The organism is Zymomonas mobilis (assembly GCF_006715975.1).
Taxonomy (GTDB): domain Bacteria; phylum Pseudomonadota; class Alphaproteobacteria; order Sphingomonadales; family Sphingomonadaceae; genus Zymomonas; species Zymomonas mobilis_B.
In genome coordinates this window covers 771,466-786,260 of the sequence record NZ_VFOF01000001.1, presented here as the reverse complement: position 1 = coordinate 786,260, position 14,795 = coordinate 771,466, and the positions used below count along the sequence as shown (strand labels likewise).

Sequence of the window (14,795 nt, the reverse complement as noted above, 5' to 3'; positions counted from 1 at the left end):
TTCCCCAAAGGCAATAGCGGATACGAACTTTATCTGAATTGTCGGTCAGTTAAGAAAGAAATAAGGATTATGACGAACAAAACCTCGTCTTCAGATAATCTTTCCAATGCTGTTTCAGCAACGGATGACAACGCTTCCCGTACGCCTAACATGACCCGCCGCGCTCTCGTCGGTGGTGGTGTTGGTCTCGCCGCTGCCGGTGCATTGGCAGGCGGTCTCAGCGCGAAAGCTCAGGCAGCGACCCTTCCGGCCGGTGCTAGCCAGGTTCCGACCACGCCAGCTGGTCGCCCGATGCCTTATGCCATCCGCCCGATGCCAGAAGATCGTCGCTTTGGTTATGCCATCGTTGGTCTGGGTAAATATGCCCTGAACCAGATCTTGCCGGGTTTTGCTGGTTGCCAGCATTCACGCATCGAAGCTTTGGTCAGCGGTAACGCTGAAAAAGCAAAAATCGTTGCTGCTGAATACGGTGTCGATCCCCGCAAAATTTATGATTACAGCAACTTCGATAAGATCGCTAAAGATCCGAAAATCGACGCTGTTTACATCATTCTCCCGAACTCTTTGCACGCTGAATTTGCTGTCCGCGCTTTCAAAGCCGGCAAGCATGTTATGTGCGAAAAGCCGATGGCAACCTCAGTTGCAGACTGCCAGCGCATGATTGATGCCGCTAAGGCAGCCAACAAAAAGCTGATGATCGGCTATCGTTGCCATTACGATCCAATGAACCGTGCTGCGGTTAAATTGATCCGTGAAAACCAGCTGGGTAAAGTGGGCATGGTTACCACTGACAACTCAGACGTTATGGATCAAAACGATCCTGCACAGCAGTGGCGTTTGCGTCGCGAACTCGCTGGCGGCGGTTCTTTGATGGATATCGGTATCTACGGCTTGAACGGCACCCGTTATTTGATGGGTGAAGAACCGATCGAAGTCCGTGCTTACACCTACAGCGATCCGAACGACGAACGCTTCGTTGAAGTTGAAGATCGTATCATTTGGCAGATGCGCTTCAGAAGCGGTGCCCTGTCTCATGGTGCATCCTCCTATTCAACCACGACCACTTCGCGCTTCTCGGTGCAGGGTGACAAAGCCGTTCTGTTGATGGATCCGGCAACCGGCTATTACCAGAACTTGATCTCGGTTCAGACCCCAGGTCATGCCAACCAGTCCATGATGCCACAGTTCGTCATGCCAGCGAACAACCAGTTCTCTGCACAGTTGGATCATCTGGCTGAAGCCGTCATCAACAACAAACCGGTTCGTAGCCCGGGTGAAGAAGGTATGCAGGATGTTCGCCTGATTCAGGCCATCTATGAAGCAGCCCGTACCGGTCGCCCGGTCAGCACCGATTGGGGTTATGTCCGTCAGGGTGGTTATTGATCCCGACTAACCTAAATCAGGTTTAAAACAGACTTTTCTTTTTCGGTTTTTTGAAAATCCAAAGTTTGACAAGACGCCATCAGTTTTACTGGTGGCGTCTTTTTTATAAAAACCATCAGACGGTCGTGGATCACAAACAATACCTGAACCCGAAAGCCTTCTGAAAAAGATAATTTTATTATATGAATTAATTCCGCGCCAAATTCGGAACACCCGACATAAGCCAGACAAAGGAAACAGTTATGCTAGAAGTTATTATAGCGGCTTTACTACCGATTATAATTACTTTGATGATAGGTTTCTTTGCTGGATGGCGAGGCGATTTTACAGCTAATCAGGCCGCTATCTTGAATAAGATGGTCTTGCGCTATGCTTTACCGATGACCTTATTTTCTGGGATTCTATCAATCCCAAAAGCGCAAATTTATCATCAGGTTCGGCGGTTTCTATCCTGATCTGTGCCATGGGCGGGGGATATTTCTTAACTTTAGCCATTAGCCATTTTGTCTGCCGCCGTCCTCTCAATGAAGCCGCGCTGATTTCTCTTTCTGTTGGCGCGCCAGCTGTCCCTTTTGTTGGTATTACAGTCTTGGGACATCTATTTGGCTCGGGTAGCACCTTATTGGTTTCCGTTTGTAGCCTGATGATGAATATTGTGCAGGTGCCTGTCACAATCATGCTTTTACCGGCTTATGCCCGTAAAACAGATACTGGCAAAATAGCCACGGGTAGCTCTTTTTTTCATCATCTAGCTCATGCCTTTACTGAACCGATTGTGATTGCTCCTATTCTTGCGTTGGCTTTTGTTTTCCTCTCTATTCCTTTTCCAGAAACAGTAAAATCGTCTTTAATGCTTTTGGGAAAGGCCACCGGAGGCGTCGCCTTATTTTCATCAGGCATAATTTTATATTCACATAAAGTTATTTTAAATAAAATCGTCGCATCATTAGTTTTGTCTAAAAATATTATTATTCCAATAATGGTATGGGTTCTTGCGTCGATAAATAAAATGCCATCCATTGTCATTGAACAGACAACAATCACTATGGCTATACCAAGCGCTGCCATTACCACCATGCTCGCAATACGATATCAACTCATGGAACGGGATATGGCTTCGACTTTATTTTTTAGCACAATTTTATCTATTATCTCTATGGGAGGATTTATTCTTCTAACTGCCAGTTAAATTATGTAAGGAAACTCCGGCATTCCAGAATCGGAAACGCTACGTCAAAAAGGTTCTTTCTTTTATGTCTGATACAAAGTCTACGGTGGCGAAGCTGTTAGTTAAATGCCTTGAAGCCGAAGGCGTCGAATATGTTTTTGGTATTCCGGGGGAAGAAAATATCCGCCTGATTGATGAAATGGCAGATTCCTCTATTCGTTTTATTCTGGTGCGCCATGAACAGGGTGCGTCCTTTATGGCGGATATGTATGGTCGCCTCACGGGGAAAGCCGGTGTTTGCACCGCAACTTTGGGGCCTGGTGCTATCAATCTTTTACTCGGTGTCGCCGATGCTCAAACAGATAGCACGCCTATGGTCGCTATCAGTGCTCAGGTTGGCCTCAACCGTATCTATAAAGAATCGCATCAATATATTGATCTTCAGGCGATGTTTGCTCCTGTTACCAAATGGTCAGACACCATCCTAACACCGGCATCTGTGCCGGAAATGATGCGGAAAGCTTTTGATCTTGCACAGCGGGAACGCCCGGGTGCCGTTTATCTGGCTGTGCCTCAGGACCTCGAAGAATCCGATGTCTCGGCCGATCTCAAGCCGATTACGGTTCATCCGGTTCATAAAACGGCACCAGATGCCGATCAAGTTGCTGCTGCGATCGATATGATCAAAACAGCCAAACAGCCGATCATTCTGGCCGGACATGGCGTTGCTCGTAGCCATGCGTCAAAGCAGCTTATTGCTTTGTCTGAACTGTTGAATGTTCCGGTTGCAACCACCTTCATGGCTAAAGGCGTTATTCCCGATCGCCATCCCAATGCTTTGGGCGTGGCGGGTTTCATGCGTCGTGACTATGAAAATTTTGCTTTTGATGCAGCGGATGTGATCTTGTCGGTTGGCTATGAATTGCAAGAATTTGCACCGTCAAAAATCAATCCGGCCCATGACAAAAAGATTGTTCATATTCATCACTTTGCTGAAGATATTGATGCGGCCTATCCTGTTGATATCGCGATCGAAGCCGATATTGATAAATCTTTAGAAGCCTTGATTGACGGATTGAAAAACACAACCTTCCCAAAATTCGACAATCACGCCAAAATCAAACAAATCAAAAAAGAAGAACTGGACGGAAATGCTGATGATCAGAGTTTCCCTCTGAAACCACAGCGGATTATTTCTGATATCCGAAAAGCGATGGGCGATGACGACATCGTTCTGGCTGATACCGGCGCTATCAAAATGTGGATGGCTCGCCTTTACCCAACCCAGAAGCCGTCCACTTGCTTGATTTCCAATGGTCTTTCGACGATGGCTTTTGCTCTTCCGGGTGCTTTAGCCGCCAAGCTAGCCTGTCCTGAACAGAAAGTTCTGGCAGTGATGGGTGACGGTTCTTTCTTGATGAATTCACAGGAAATCGAAACCGCGACCCGCGAAAACATTCCGCTGGTTGTCCTGATTTGGGTCGATGATGCTTACGGTCTTATCAAATGGAAAATGGATTTGGAAATAAAGCATCATCGTGATGTCGACTTCACCAATCCTAATTTCGTTCAATATGCTGAAAGCTTTGGCGCCAAAGGCTACGAAATCACGAGCGCTGACATGTTATTGCCCGTAATCGAAAAAGCACTGGCTGATGATGGCATTTCCATTATCGCCTGCCCAGTCGATTATGCGGAAAATAACAAATTAACGGATAAATTGGGTGATTTGACGATCACCATCTAATTATTCATTTATTTTGCAGCGACGATTTTTTAGAAAAAGCACAGGACAAATATTTTGTTCTGTGCTTTTCTATATCTGCATTCAAAAAGACACCAACAATCTCAAAACTCAAATTTAACGCATAAAAAATATAAATCAGAATTTTTTCTCAAAAATTAACAGATAATTACTTATCTATATTTCTTTCTTCATGAATTCTCTTTTTATCTATCGTTGCAAAGTCTTCTCTATTTAAAAAACCGTCATGATCTTGGTCAGCCTGATCAAAATGACTACTTGCCGACGCCGCATATTCATCAAAAGTTAGCACATTATCGTGATTTTTATCTAACCGTTCGAACGCTCTTCTCCGTCCTGCCAAATACTCATCACGGCTTATCTTTTGGTCATGATCCAAGTCATAGCGTTCGAAATGCCGGGTAATCTTGTTGTTGATATAATTATTCCTAGCATCTTCGGCATAAAGTCTTACCGGAGAAGTCGATTTAATTGTTTTAGAAATGATATCCGAAGCCCGACCAGATCGGCATAACAGGAAAACGCCAGATGCAATGAGAATAGCGACGCCTCCCAGAATAAATGCCAATTTTTCTTTCATGATCGAATATCTCACCTCTTGAAGAGGAGCCAGCCCCAAACATTATTTTTAAATTTTTCTAAACAATAGATATTTTTATTATTTTTTATTCATTATTATGTGATGCGTTTTCTTAACAGAAAAACCGAGTTTTGTCAGTAGACAAAAATTCATTTCATCTAAAAAGACAAAGTCATTCTTAAATATAAAATACTGTTCAGTATTTTTAAAAAGGCTTTCCTTATATTAATCTACGGCATCAACTCTTAAATATTTAAATTTATCTTTATCTATAAACATATACCGTACTATAGAGTATCAAATAGATTCTCAAAAAATTTAAATATTATCAGATGGTGCAAATGATCTTTTGCATCATTTATCATTTTCATTAAAATATAATGACAAATGTTATCATTTGAGAAAAAGAGGCTATTTAAAAACGACAAATAACAAAGAAGCCGTTACTTCAAGATCAACAAAAAGGATTTTTACATTTCGGCTTATGCTCAAACATAATCAACCAGACAAACGCCCCATTACCTCTCAACTTTATACTTATCGATAACATGAAACATGCCCTGCTTTTTCTATGATTTTTGCGGCCTCTTTGAACAAGGCTTCGCTGGCTATTCGGTCAATTATGCTAGAAACTTAAACTAAGCAGGTTTGCGGAGACGCAAAGCATGACCATACGCGATCAATCGTAAATATTAAAATCAGAAACAAAATATTTAAATTTAAAAAAACGGGATTAATCCCTAAATTAACCCAAAATAGAAATATCGATAATAATTTTAAATTATTTGCATTCTACAAATCATCCGCCACCCATTTGACGAATTAGCCAGAAACTGACTTCACATCAGAATATGGCCGTTTTTATCGCTCTTCACGGCCAAGGAATAACTGAATGTCCCAGCCTCACACCTCTAAAAACCATTCTTTATCCCGCATTTCAGATTACCCCATTGATCCTGTTTTTCTAAAACGTTGGTCACCGTTGTCTTTTTCTTCAGAAAAAATTACAGAAGACACGCTTTATTCCTTGCTAGAAGCTGCCCGCTGGACACCTTCTGCCTATAATTCTCAGCCATGGCGCTTTGTCTATGCCATGCGTGATACCGCGCTCTGGCCAGAATTTATTGAATTGCTGGTCGAAGGTAATCGCAGCTGGGCAAAGCAGGCCGCCGCTATCATTTTCATCATTTCAAAAACGACTCTGACCTCCCCGATCAGCGGCATCGAACAAGATGCTCCCAGTCATAGTTTCGATGCGGGTGCCGCATGGATGGCTATGGCCTTACAGGCAACCCAAATGGGGCTGGCAACCCGTCCCATGACAGGCGTTTATTTCGATAAAGCACGGGAAATTTTAAAGGTACCTGAAAGCTACCATATCGATGCCGCAATAGCGGTCGGACACCCGAATACGACAATACCACTCGAAGAATCGCATAGCCGCCGAATGAAATTTTCAAATATGCGACGCTCTATTCATGAGATAAGCGGAGAAGGTTATTTTAAATTTTAGTAATATTTCTTTTCGATAAAGTTATCGTTTCCTGTCTTAAATTCTATTTTTTGGCATTTTCTATTCAAAAGCTTGCGCTCTTATGTTGGTTACGGCATGGCCTTTAAAAACATTAGGTAGAAGGAGTGCCCCATGCGCATTGCATTGTTGGCCGGAGATGGAATCGGCCCCGAGATTACAGCTGAAGCCGTAAAAATATTAAAGGCAGTTGTTGGTCAGGAAATCGAATTTGACGAAGCCTTAATCGGTGGCGCAGCATGGAAAGTAACTGGAAGCCCGTTACCGGAAGAAACCTTAAAATTATGCCGTAGCACGGATGCTATTCTGTTTGGTTCCGTTGGTGATCCAGAATGTGACCATCTGGAACGCGCATTGCGTCCGGAACAGGCAATCTTAGGTCTTAGAAGAGAACTTGATCTGTTCGCAAATCTGAGACCCGCTCGCCTATTCCCTGAATTGCAGGCAGAATCGCCTCTCAAAGAAAACAGAATATCCGGTACCGATCTTATGATCGTCCGTGAATTAACGGGTGACGTCTATTTTGGAACCCCACGTGGCCAGCGCAAAGACGATCAAAACCGTCGCGAAGGCTTCGATACGATGCGTTATAACGAAGACGAAGTAAGACGCATTGCACGCATCGGCTTTGAAACGGCTCGCACGCGCAGCAGCAATCTTTGCTCAATCGACAAATCCAATGTTTTAGAAACCTCCCAATTGTGGCGGACTATTGTTCTAGAAGTAGCTCAGGAATATCCTGATGTTGCGCTCAGCCATATGTATGTCGACAATGCCGCGATGCAGCTTGTTCGCGCACCAGACCAGTTTGACGTAATTATTACCGGCAATCTCTTTGGCGATATTCTTTCTGATCTGGCTTCTGCTTGTGTCGGCTCCATCGGGTTGCTGCCTTCTGCATCCTTAAATAGCGAGAATAAGGGTCTCTACGAACCAATTCACGGTTCAGCTCCCGATATCGCTGGACAGGGCAAAGCAAACCCACTGGGTACGATTCTCTCCGGTGCGATGATGCTGCGTTATACTCTGAAACGTGAAGATGATGCCGCCCGCATCGAAAAAGCGGTCGCAACCGCTCTCGAAAAAGGCGCACGCACGGCTGATTTGGGTGGCAACATGTCCACGTCCGAAATGGGGAATGCTGTTTTAGCCGCTCTTAACTGATCTACCCATATCCCCTATAGGTATTCAGGCAGCGCTTTTCGCATTTTACAGAGACAGGAAAAAATTATGAAACGGTATACCGGACTTGACCGGAATATAACGCGTAAATGGCGTCCAGCGACACAGGCGATCAGAGGCGGTCTTGTCCGTTCGGAATTTGGCGAAACGAGCGAAGCTCTTTTCCTAACCTCCGGCTATTCTTATGAACGGGCAGAAGACGCAGCAGAACGCTTTGCTGGCGAGCAAGAGGGAATGATCTATTCCCGTATGCAAAGCCCGACTGTCATGATGCTGGAAGAAAAACTGGCATTAATGGAAGGCGCTGAGACCTCCCGTACGATGTCGACCGGCATGGCCGCCATGACTTCTGTCTTGTTGTCTGCACTTTCTGCCGGCGATCACTTTGTTATCGGACGGGTCGCTTTTGGCTCCTGCCGTTGGTTGTCTGATTCGTTATTGCCACGCTTTGGTATCACGGCCACGGTGGTTGACGGTGCAGATGTCCAGCAATGGAAAGATGCTATCCAGCCCAACACCAAGTTGTTCTTCTTTGAAACACCGACCAATCCAACGCTTGAACTGGTCGATATCGAAGCGGTCTGTAACGTCGCCAAAGAAGCTGGCATCCTGACAGTTGTCGATAACGCTTTCTGCACCCCCGTCATCCAAAAACCGATGGAATTTGGAGTCGATGTTGTTGCTTATTCTGCAACAAAAATGATGGATGGTCAGGGACGTGTTCTCGCTGGCTCCGTCGCAGGTAGCAACAAATTCGTCAACGAAACGCTGGTGCCGTTCATCCGTAATACGGGTCCTAATTTGTCACCTTTCAACGCATGGGTGGTCATGAAAGGACTGGAAACGCTTGAATTGCGTAGCATTCGTCAAAGCGAAAATGCTCAAATTTTAGCTAAGTTCCTTGAAACGCGTCTTCCTCGCATTTCTTATCCGGGTCTAAAATCACATCCGCAGTATGCGCTTGCGAAAAAACAGATGAAGACGGGTGGAACGGTTCTGGCTCTGTTCTTGGGTAAAGATCGCCAACAGGCACTTTCACTGCTGAATAATCTTGAACTGATCGACATCTCTAACAATCTTGGCGACACCCGTTCCTTGATGACGCATCCTTGCTCGACGACCCATAGCGGCGTCGCCGAACCAGAGCGTTTAGCCATGGGCATCACCGAAGATATGCTGCGTTTCAGCGTCGGGCTGGAAGATGTCGAGGATCTGAAAGAAGATCTGGATCAGGCACTACGTAAAATCGGATTATAAGCCGCTCGAAAGCATAGATTGTCAGAATCATAAGAAGGGTAGAGATGTCAGCAAAGGAATATCGGTTATGAAGCGGACACATCTACCCTTTAACGGCTTACGGGTAATGGATGCGGCAGCTCGCCACTTATCATTTACCCGTGCCGCTGACGAATTAGCCGTGACTCCTGCGGCCGTTGGGCAGCAGATCAGGGCATTAGAAGACACCTTAGGCGTTGTCCTATTCCGTCGTAATGCCAAAGGGCTTGAGCTTACCCCCGAAGCGTTAGCCGGACTCGATGCCCTAAGAGAGGGCTTCCTAAAATTTGAAGAAGCTGTCCAAAGAATGCAGGCCGGACAGTCGTCAAAAAGGCTAACAATCGCGGCACCTCGCGATTTTACAGAATCCTGGCTTCTTTCAAGATTGGCGGAATATCACCGTCAAAATCCGGATATCAAGTTTACACTTCTGGCTATTGAAAAAGACCTTGATTTCACACAAGCTAATCTGGATGTCGCGATCAATTATACGGATGATCCCGGTAATCATGAAGCCGTCACCCTCAGCGACGGTTTAATGGTGACTGTAGGATTACCGGACTCCCCAGAAATATTTATCGAATGGCCGGATGCCGAATATGATCCCGACACGCCTATTATTTTACAGGTCGCTCATGCAGGACTAGCCATCATCGCTGCCTTGAAAGGATTAGGACGCTGTCGCGTGCCACTCGTTTTGGCAAAAGACTTACTCGAAAGCCAAAAATTACAGCAATTCGGCGCTATCACAGAAAGTGAAATGCAATACTGGCTTATGGCCCCCCTGCCCCAATGGAGGCAGAAGAAAGTCAAAGCATTGACGGCGGCTCTGACCGCTAGCTTGGAAAGCGAGATATAGCCTTTTATTGAATAGGCGAGCCACCTGCTGCACATTCAGGATGTGCGTGATTATGGGGTATGGCGTTTAATTGGATAATCAAAACCTTGGCAGGCTGATTACCAACGCTTCCAGAAATATGCCCTTGACGGCCATTAATCATTTTGGCCGCCTGATCCCCGCCAAAAGACATTTCTCCAGCACCCATCTCCACAGATTTATCATCAGTCGTTTTGACAAACCAACGTCCTGACAACGGGATAATCCATTGAGGTTCTGGGTTTTTATGCCAATTTCCAATCCATCCGACTGGCATAATATTGAACACATATCGTTTTGTGGCATGATCTTGTTGTGACACCCATTCGGGATGATCAGTATGAGCAAAATCTTGCAATGCTAAATTATGAAGCGCGCATCGGGTTTGATGGGTTACCCCCTGATGATCAGCCCATACGCTCCAATAAGGGATAGTCGGAGGTGGTGCTTTTTCGGCTTTAGCAGAAACGCCCATAAGGGCAGAGAAACCAAGAATACAGGCAAGAGCAACGTTTCTCATTTTTTAATCACACTTCTTTGCCCCTCCCCTATTAGAAAATACTCATGGGAGAACATCTTGTTCAAAAGATGCCATGAAATTTCTAATAAGACGCTGCCTGACTTCAAAAAAACGACGATAATAAGGGGCGTCGAAATGGTACCGCAAAAAGAATCCACTTAGTTTCAACCCTTGTTGCAAAGCATTTTTGTCAGGTAAATCACAAAAGAAAACAGATCTCGGTATTTTCAAAAAAGGCGGCAATGCCAATAATTTTGTTTCATAGCCTTTTGCGGCCTGCTGACTGACGGCGGCGTGATGCTTGGGACTAACCCATTCCAGATGGTCATCTTGCCCTGTCATAACGCAACTGGACAGTTGCAGCCCATATCCCAATTCCGACAGCAATAATAATTCAAAGCGCACCAGCTCAGCCATCCACAGAAGAGGCTCAGCCGTTTCTTCGACAATATCCAAGAGCCTCTTTAAACTTTGGAATAGATAAGGTTCTGGCTGTGCTTCTGGCAAAATCGCGGCGGTAAACGGGCATATCCAACTTAAGAAAAGCGCTGGTAAGGGATGGCCTATTACCCTTGCTCGACTATGGAGCAACTCCAAAGTAATAGAAGGCAATGAACGGCCAAGTTTTTCACGCCAGCTCGCTTGCAAGTAATTCCCTGCAAGCAGCAAAGGGCGACGATAACGAGAATGCGCGCCCTGAACATATCCCGCCCGCAACCCGCCTGCTGTCAGCACCCGGATAATAGCTCCATTCTCAGCATGAGAACGGCTGGTTAAAAATAAAGCAGGAACAGAAACAGCCTTCATTACATCCTTGTCATGATTAGGGGTGTATTTGGGTTATCTTACGCAGGGCTATTATGGAAAAAGTCATAAATTTGTTGCGCTATAGCAGAAGAAATGCCGTTCACTTTTTCCAATTCCGGCAGTGAAGCATTTTTGACATCGCGTGCCGTTCCAAAATGTAATAACAACGCTTTTTTTCGGGTAGGACCAATCCCTGGCACATCATCCAAAGGACTAGCCGTCATATTCTTGGCTCGTCTTGCTCGATGGGTGCCAATCGCAAAACGATGCGCTTCATCCCTCAACCGCTGAAGATAAAAAAGCAAACCGCTATTCGGCGGCAAGGCATATTCACTGCCATCCACCAAATGGAAATGCTCACGTCCAGCATGACGATCAGGCCCTTTCGAGATACCCACTATCGACACATCTGAAATGCCTTGCTCGGCCAGAATCTCTTTCACAGCACGAACCTGCCCCTTACCGCCATCAACCAGCAAAAGATCAGGCCACTCGCCGCTAGAACGATCAGGATCACTGCGCTCCAATCGTGAGAAACGACGCGTTAAAACCTCACGCATCATTTCAAAATCATCTCCCGGATTAATTGTCTGGGATTTGATATTGAATTTACGGTAACTGTTCCGTCGGAACCCTTCAGGGCCCGCGACAATCATTGCACCCACCATATTCGTGCCCATGATATGGCTGTTATCGTAAACCTCTATTCGGTCGGGCATTTTGTCCAGATGGAAGAGATCAACCATTTCTTTTAACAGCTGTTGCTGAGTGGATGCCTCAGCCAAGCGACGCTCAATCGCTTCTTTGGCATTACGAACGGCATTATCGAGTAATTTTTTCAAATCACCGCGCTGGGGCTGATGAAATTTTACCTTATAGCCGCGCTGCGAAGATAACGCCTCTTCCAGAACCTCTGTGTCGCTAGGGATATAATTGGTCAGAATATCTTTCGGTGCAATCTTGTCTTCGTAAAATTGCCCCAAAAAGCTTTGCAGCACATCCGGCAAAGCTTGATCATCAACATGATTCAAGAAATAAGCGTGATGTCCCCAATTCTGACGGTTACGAATAAAGAACACCTGAATACAGACCAAGCCAGCCCGACTTTCTACGCCAAAGATATCTGTATTGCTTAAGTTGCCGCTATTGATCGCCTGATGGTTCTGAATAAAGGTTAAAGCCCTTAATCGATCACGATAAACAGCCGCTAATTCATAATTCTGAGCATCTGAAGCTTGCTCCATAGATGAAACGAGCTTTTGCTGCACATTCGTTGATTTTCCGGCAAGAAAGTCGCGCGTATCGACGACTAAATCATGATAATCAGCATCAGAAATACGATCGACACAGGGCGCAGAACAGCGCTTTATCTGATAAAGCAAACAAGGCCGCTTACGGTTTCTGAAAAAGCTATCCGAACATGATCGTAATAAAAATAGTTTCTGCAAACTATTCAAAGTCAGGGTGACCGAATCCGCGCTTGCAAAGGGACCATAATAATGTCCTTTTGCCCGCCTTACGCCACGATGCCTTTGCAATGATGGAAATTGCGGGAAAGTCCCCTCTTCTTTCAATAGAATATAAGGGAAGCTTTTATCGTCACGCAGCAAAATGTTGTAAGGAGGCCGGTATCGCTTGATCAGCTGCGCTTCTAACAGCAACGCTTCTGATTCGGTTGTCGTCGTGACAATCGTCATGCTCCGCGTTTGGGAGACCATGCGTTGGATACGACGGGATAGGCCCGATATCTGGGTATAATTGGCAACACGATTTTTTAAGGCACGAGCTTTACCCACATAAAGGATATTACCCTTACTATCATACATCCGGTAAACCCCGGGGCGCATGGGCAGCGTTTTTAAAACATTGCTGATCGCCGCAACGCCCTTTTCAAGGTCAGGGTGATCGGTTCCTTTAAAAACATCCAAAGGTTGTTTTTCGCTGAAACGATCTGCTTCTTGGGATTCACTAATCAGACCGTGCCTCATCCATCTTATTTTTGAAAAATCTTTAAAATGATCTCAATAATCATTTCACCAGATAAAAGAGTTAAGGCGACCTCTGATCAAAACAAGGCCGTTAAACTATTTTAACAAAAACAATCATGTCATTTGACTTTTACACAAGACAACAAAAAAGCGCCGTCGCAAAGGCGACGACGCCGATTTGGTCAGACATAACAATCCAATCAGTTAAGGCGTTTGCCCTGCTGGTTCAAAGAATCGATTGTCTGATCTATCAAAACCTTATCATGCGGCGCATCATTCTGTTTTTGAATGATTTGGGTCGCAGCTTGAAGTGCCAACTTGGCAGCCGTTTGCCGAATTTCAGCAATAGCTTCCTGTTCTGCAGCAGCAATCTGTTCGGTCGCCATTTTCTGACGACGTTCTACCAATTGCTGGGATTGAGTTTTAGCATCAGCAACAATGCTGCTTGCATCTTCTTTCGCCCGCTCGATGATCGCTTCGGCTTCACTTGAAGCCTGATGCGTTTTCTCATCATACTCGGCTTTTAAAACTTCAGCTTCCTTGCGCAAGCGTTCAGCATCACCAAGGCGACTACGAATTTCATCGATCTGTTTATCAAGAGCCGACGTAATAAGAGACGGGACTTTTTTCCAGACCAGAATGAGCAAAAAGACAATGATGGAAGTAGAAACCCAAGCCGGGCCACTTAATCCAAGAAAAGTCGACTCGTGGGCTTCCGGTTGGACACCACCCGGTGCCTCCGTTGTCGCCGTTACCTTCGGCGCCGCAGGGGCGGTCTGAGGCATCGCTTCAGACGTCGCCGGAGAAGCTGGCGCTGAAGTCTGAGTTGTATTAGCCATTAGGTAATCTCCCTCAGACCATATCAGCAGAAATAACTTGTGCTACAGCTTTGGTAACCTGTTCTTTGGGAACAGAGCGGCCAGTGATCTGCTTGACAATATCGTGAGCGATATCGGTCGCGATATTCTCAAGATCGGCCATTACCTTAGATTTCTCTTCGGCGATCCGCATTCTAGCGGAATCGATCCGATGATCATAATCGGCATTGGCCGCAGCATTTTGTTGGGACGCATCTTTAGAGGATTGTTCTTTAGCGGCCTGCAAGCGGGCCTGTGCTTCGGAACGAACCTTGGCGAGACGCGACTGGCATGCCTCATCCGCTTCTTTTGCTGCTTTATGGGCAGCTTCCGCAGCAGCAAGATCATCAGAGATTTTGCTATCACGGGAATCCATCGTGGATTCAACTTTCAAGAGCATGGTTTTGGCAATACCGAAATAGATAATACCAAATACGACAAGCATCCAGAAAATCTGGGAAGCGTAAGTAGAGGCAAGCTGGGCTATCTGAGGCATGATCGCATCCAGACTTTATCTAAGAACAGTTTTAACGCTGTTCCTTAACTGAACTTACTGCATTTTTCGAACACCGGCTGAAAAAACAGCCGGTGCGAAAAATACTGCGAAAACCTGAAAATCAGGCAACGAAGATCAGCAGAATCGAGATAACGAATGACAGAAGACCCAAAAGTTCAGCAGCGGCAAAACCGATGAACAAACGACCCTGCTGGCCATCGGCAGCAGCCGGATTACGCAGTGCACTTTCAAGAAAGCCAGCGAAAACGCTACCAACGCCAACGGAAGCAACACCGGCACCAACAGCAGCAACACCACCACCAACTAACTTACCGAGCACTCTTGCAGCTTCAACGTCCATGACAA

The 14,795-nt window shown here is 45.7% G+C and carries 15 protein-coding genes; 8 read left to right on the top strand and 7 right to left on the bottom strand.

What is annotated here, in order from left to right; all coding sequences use genetic code 11:
* The first annotated feature begins 69 nt into the window (after window positions 1-69).
* The 4 genes from FBY58_RS03465 (at window position 70) to FBY58_RS03455 (ending at window position 4,298) form a co-directional block, all read left to right on the top strand.
* Window positions 70-1,383 (top strand): Gfo/Idh/MocA family protein, encoded by a 1,314-nt coding sequence (locus tag FBY58_RS03465; RefSeq protein ID WP_141919509.1) that lies wholly within the window; start codon window positions 70-72, stop codon window positions 1,381-1,383.
* A gap of 242 nt (window positions 1,384-1,625) precedes the next feature.
* Window positions 1,626-1,838, top strand: coding sequence for an AEC family transporter (locus FBY58_RS09495; RefSeq protein WP_260432076.1), 213 nt, complete (start codon window positions 1,626-1,628; stop codon window positions 1,836-1,838).
* A gap of 8 nt (window positions 1,839-1,846) precedes the next feature.
* Window positions 1,847-2,572, top strand: coding sequence for an AEC family transporter (locus tag FBY58_RS03460; RefSeq protein WP_260432075.1), 726 nt, complete (start codon window positions 1,847-1,849; stop codon window positions 2,570-2,572).
* Between the two features lie 64 nt (window positions 2,573-2,636).
* Window positions 2,637-4,298: an acetolactate synthase large subunit gene (locus tag FBY58_RS03455; RefSeq protein ID WP_141919508.1), complete on the top strand. Its 1,662-nt coding sequence runs from the start codon at window positions 2,637-2,639 to the stop codon at window positions 4,296-4,298.
* Window positions 4,299-4,464: 166 nt separating this feature from the next.
* Here the strand turns inward: FBY58_RS03455 and FBY58_RS03450 are convergent, their stop codons facing one another.
* Complete coding sequence (locus FBY58_RS03450; protein WP_141919507.1) at window positions 4,465-4,896, bottom strand: histidine kinase; 432 nt, start codon at window positions 4,894-4,896, stop codon at window positions 4,465-4,467.
* 892 nt (window positions 4,897-5,788) lie between these two features.
* On the opposite strand from FBY58_RS03450, the gene FBY58_RS03445 reads away from it, so the two are divergent.
* The 4 genes from FBY58_RS03445 to FBY58_RS03430 all read left to right on the top strand — a co-directional run bounded on the left by FBY58_RS03445 (window position 5,789) and on the right by FBY58_RS03430 (window position 9,743).
* Window positions 5,789-6,409, top strand: a complete 621-nt coding sequence (locus tag FBY58_RS03445; RefSeq protein ID WP_141919506.1) for a nitroreductase family protein — start codon at window positions 5,789-5,791, stop codon at window positions 6,407-6,409.
* 132 nt (window positions 6,410-6,541) lie between these two features.
* Window positions 6,542-7,591, top strand: a complete 1,050-nt coding sequence (leuB, locus tag FBY58_RS03440) for a 3-isopropylmalate dehydrogenase (protein WP_141919505.1) — start codon at window positions 6,542-6,544, stop codon at window positions 7,589-7,591.
* Between the two features lie 66 nt (window positions 7,592-7,657).
* On the top strand, window positions 7,658-8,866 hold the full coding sequence (locus FBY58_RS03435) for a PLP-dependent aspartate aminotransferase family protein (RefSeq protein WP_141919504.1): 1,209 nt from the start codon (window positions 7,658-7,660) through the stop codon (window positions 8,864-8,866).
* A 67-nt stretch (window positions 8,867-8,933) separates the two neighbouring features.
* Complete coding sequence (locus FBY58_RS03430; RefSeq protein ID WP_141919503.1) at window positions 8,934-9,743, top strand: LysR family transcriptional regulator; 810 nt, start codon at window positions 8,934-8,936, stop codon at window positions 9,741-9,743.
* A 4-nt stretch (window positions 9,744-9,747) separates the two neighbouring features.
* Here the strand turns inward: FBY58_RS03430 and FBY58_RS03425 are convergent, their stop codons facing one another.
* The 6 genes from FBY58_RS03425 to FBY58_RS03400 form a co-directional block, all read right to left on the bottom strand.
* Complete coding sequence (locus FBY58_RS03425; protein WP_141919502.1) at window positions 9,748-10,281, bottom strand: cupin domain-containing protein; 534 nt, start codon at window positions 10,279-10,281, stop codon at window positions 9,748-9,750.
* A 42-nt stretch (window positions 10,282-10,323) separates the two neighbouring features.
* Entirely contained in the window at window positions 10,324-11,088 is a 765-nt protein-coding gene (recO, locus tag FBY58_RS03420; RefSeq protein WP_141919501.1) for a DNA repair protein RecO, read from the bottom strand.
* Between the two features lie 38 nt (window positions 11,089-11,126).
* Window positions 11,127-13,076 carry an excinuclease ABC subunit UvrC gene (uvrC, locus tag FBY58_RS03415; RefSeq protein ID WP_141919500.1) on the bottom strand — a complete coding sequence of 650 codons (1,950 nt, stop codon included), beginning with the start codon at window positions 13,074-13,076 and terminating at the stop codon, window positions 11,127-11,129.
* Window positions 13,077-13,276: 200 nt separating this feature from the next.
* Window positions 13,277-13,915 carry an ATPase gene (locus tag FBY58_RS03410; RefSeq protein WP_141919499.1) on the bottom strand — a complete coding sequence of 213 codons (639 nt, stop codon included), beginning with the start codon at window positions 13,913-13,915 and terminating at the stop codon, window positions 13,277-13,279.
* Between the two features lie 13 nt (window positions 13,916-13,928).
* Window positions 13,929-14,429: an ATPase gene (locus tag FBY58_RS03405; protein WP_141919498.1), complete on the bottom strand. Its 501-nt coding sequence runs from the start codon at window positions 14,427-14,429 to the stop codon at window positions 13,929-13,931.
* A 121-nt stretch (window positions 14,430-14,550) separates the two neighbouring features.
* Window positions 14,551-14,790, bottom strand: coding sequence for a F0F1 ATP synthase subunit C (locus tag FBY58_RS03400; protein ID WP_011240562.1), 240 nt, complete (start codon window positions 14,788-14,790; stop codon window positions 14,551-14,553).
* Between the last annotated feature and the right edge of the window lie 5 nt (window positions 14,791-14,795).

Bases quoted from the DNA above. Each gene is read 5' to 3' on its own strand.
- FBY58_RS03465 (WP_141919509.1), top strand. From the start codon at position 70: ATGACGAACAAAACCTCGTCTTCAGATAATCTTTCCAATGCTGTTTCA.
- FBY58_RS09495 (WP_260432076.1), top strand. From the start codon at position 1,626: ATGCTAGAAGTTATTATAGCGGCTTTACTACCGATTATAATTACTTTG.
- FBY58_RS03460 (WP_260432075.1), top strand. From the start codon at position 1,847: ATGGGCGGGGGATATTTCTTAACTTTAGCCATTAGCCATTTTGTCTGC.
- FBY58_RS03455 (WP_141919508.1), top strand. From the start codon at position 2,637: ATGTCTGATACAAAGTCTACGGTGGCGAAGCTGTTAGTTAAATGCCTT.
- FBY58_RS03450 (WP_141919507.1), bottom strand. From the start codon at position 4,896: ATGAAAGAAAAATTGGCATTTATTCTGGGAGGCGTCGCTATTCTCATT.
- FBY58_RS03445 (WP_141919506.1), top strand. From the start codon at position 5,789: ATGTCCCAGCCTCACACCTCTAAAAACCATTCTTTATCCCGCATTTCA.
- leuB (WP_141919505.1), top strand. From the start codon at position 6,542: ATGCGCATTGCATTGTTGGCCGGAGATGGAATCGGCCCCGAGATTACA.
- FBY58_RS03435 (WP_141919504.1), top strand. From the start codon at position 7,658: ATGAAACGGTATACCGGACTTGACCGGAATATAACGCGTAAATGGCGT.
- FBY58_RS03430 (WP_141919503.1), top strand. From the start codon at position 8,934: ATGAAGCGGACACATCTACCCTTTAACGGCTTACGGGTAATGGATGCG.
- FBY58_RS03425 (WP_141919502.1), bottom strand. From the start codon at position 10,281: ATGAGAAACGTTGCTCTTGCCTGTATTCTTGGTTTCTCTGCCCTTATG.
- recO (WP_141919501.1), bottom strand. From the start codon at position 11,088: ATGAAGGCTGTTTCTGTTCCTGCTTTATTTTTAACCAGCCGTTCTCAT.
- uvrC (WP_141919500.1), bottom strand. From the start codon at position 13,076: ATGAGGCACGGTCTGATTAGTGAATCCCAAGAAGCAGATCGTTTCAGC.
- FBY58_RS03410 (WP_141919499.1), bottom strand. From the start codon at position 13,915: ATGGCTAATACAACTCAGACTTCAGCGCCAGCTTCTCCGGCGACGTCT.
- FBY58_RS03405 (WP_141919498.1), bottom strand. From the start codon at position 14,429: ATGCCTCAGATAGCCCAGCTTGCCTCTACTTACGCTTCCCAGATTTTC.
- FBY58_RS03400 (WP_011240562.1), bottom strand. From the start codon at position 14,790: ATGGACGTTGAAGCTGCAAGAGTGCTCGGTAAGTTAGTTGGTGGTGGT.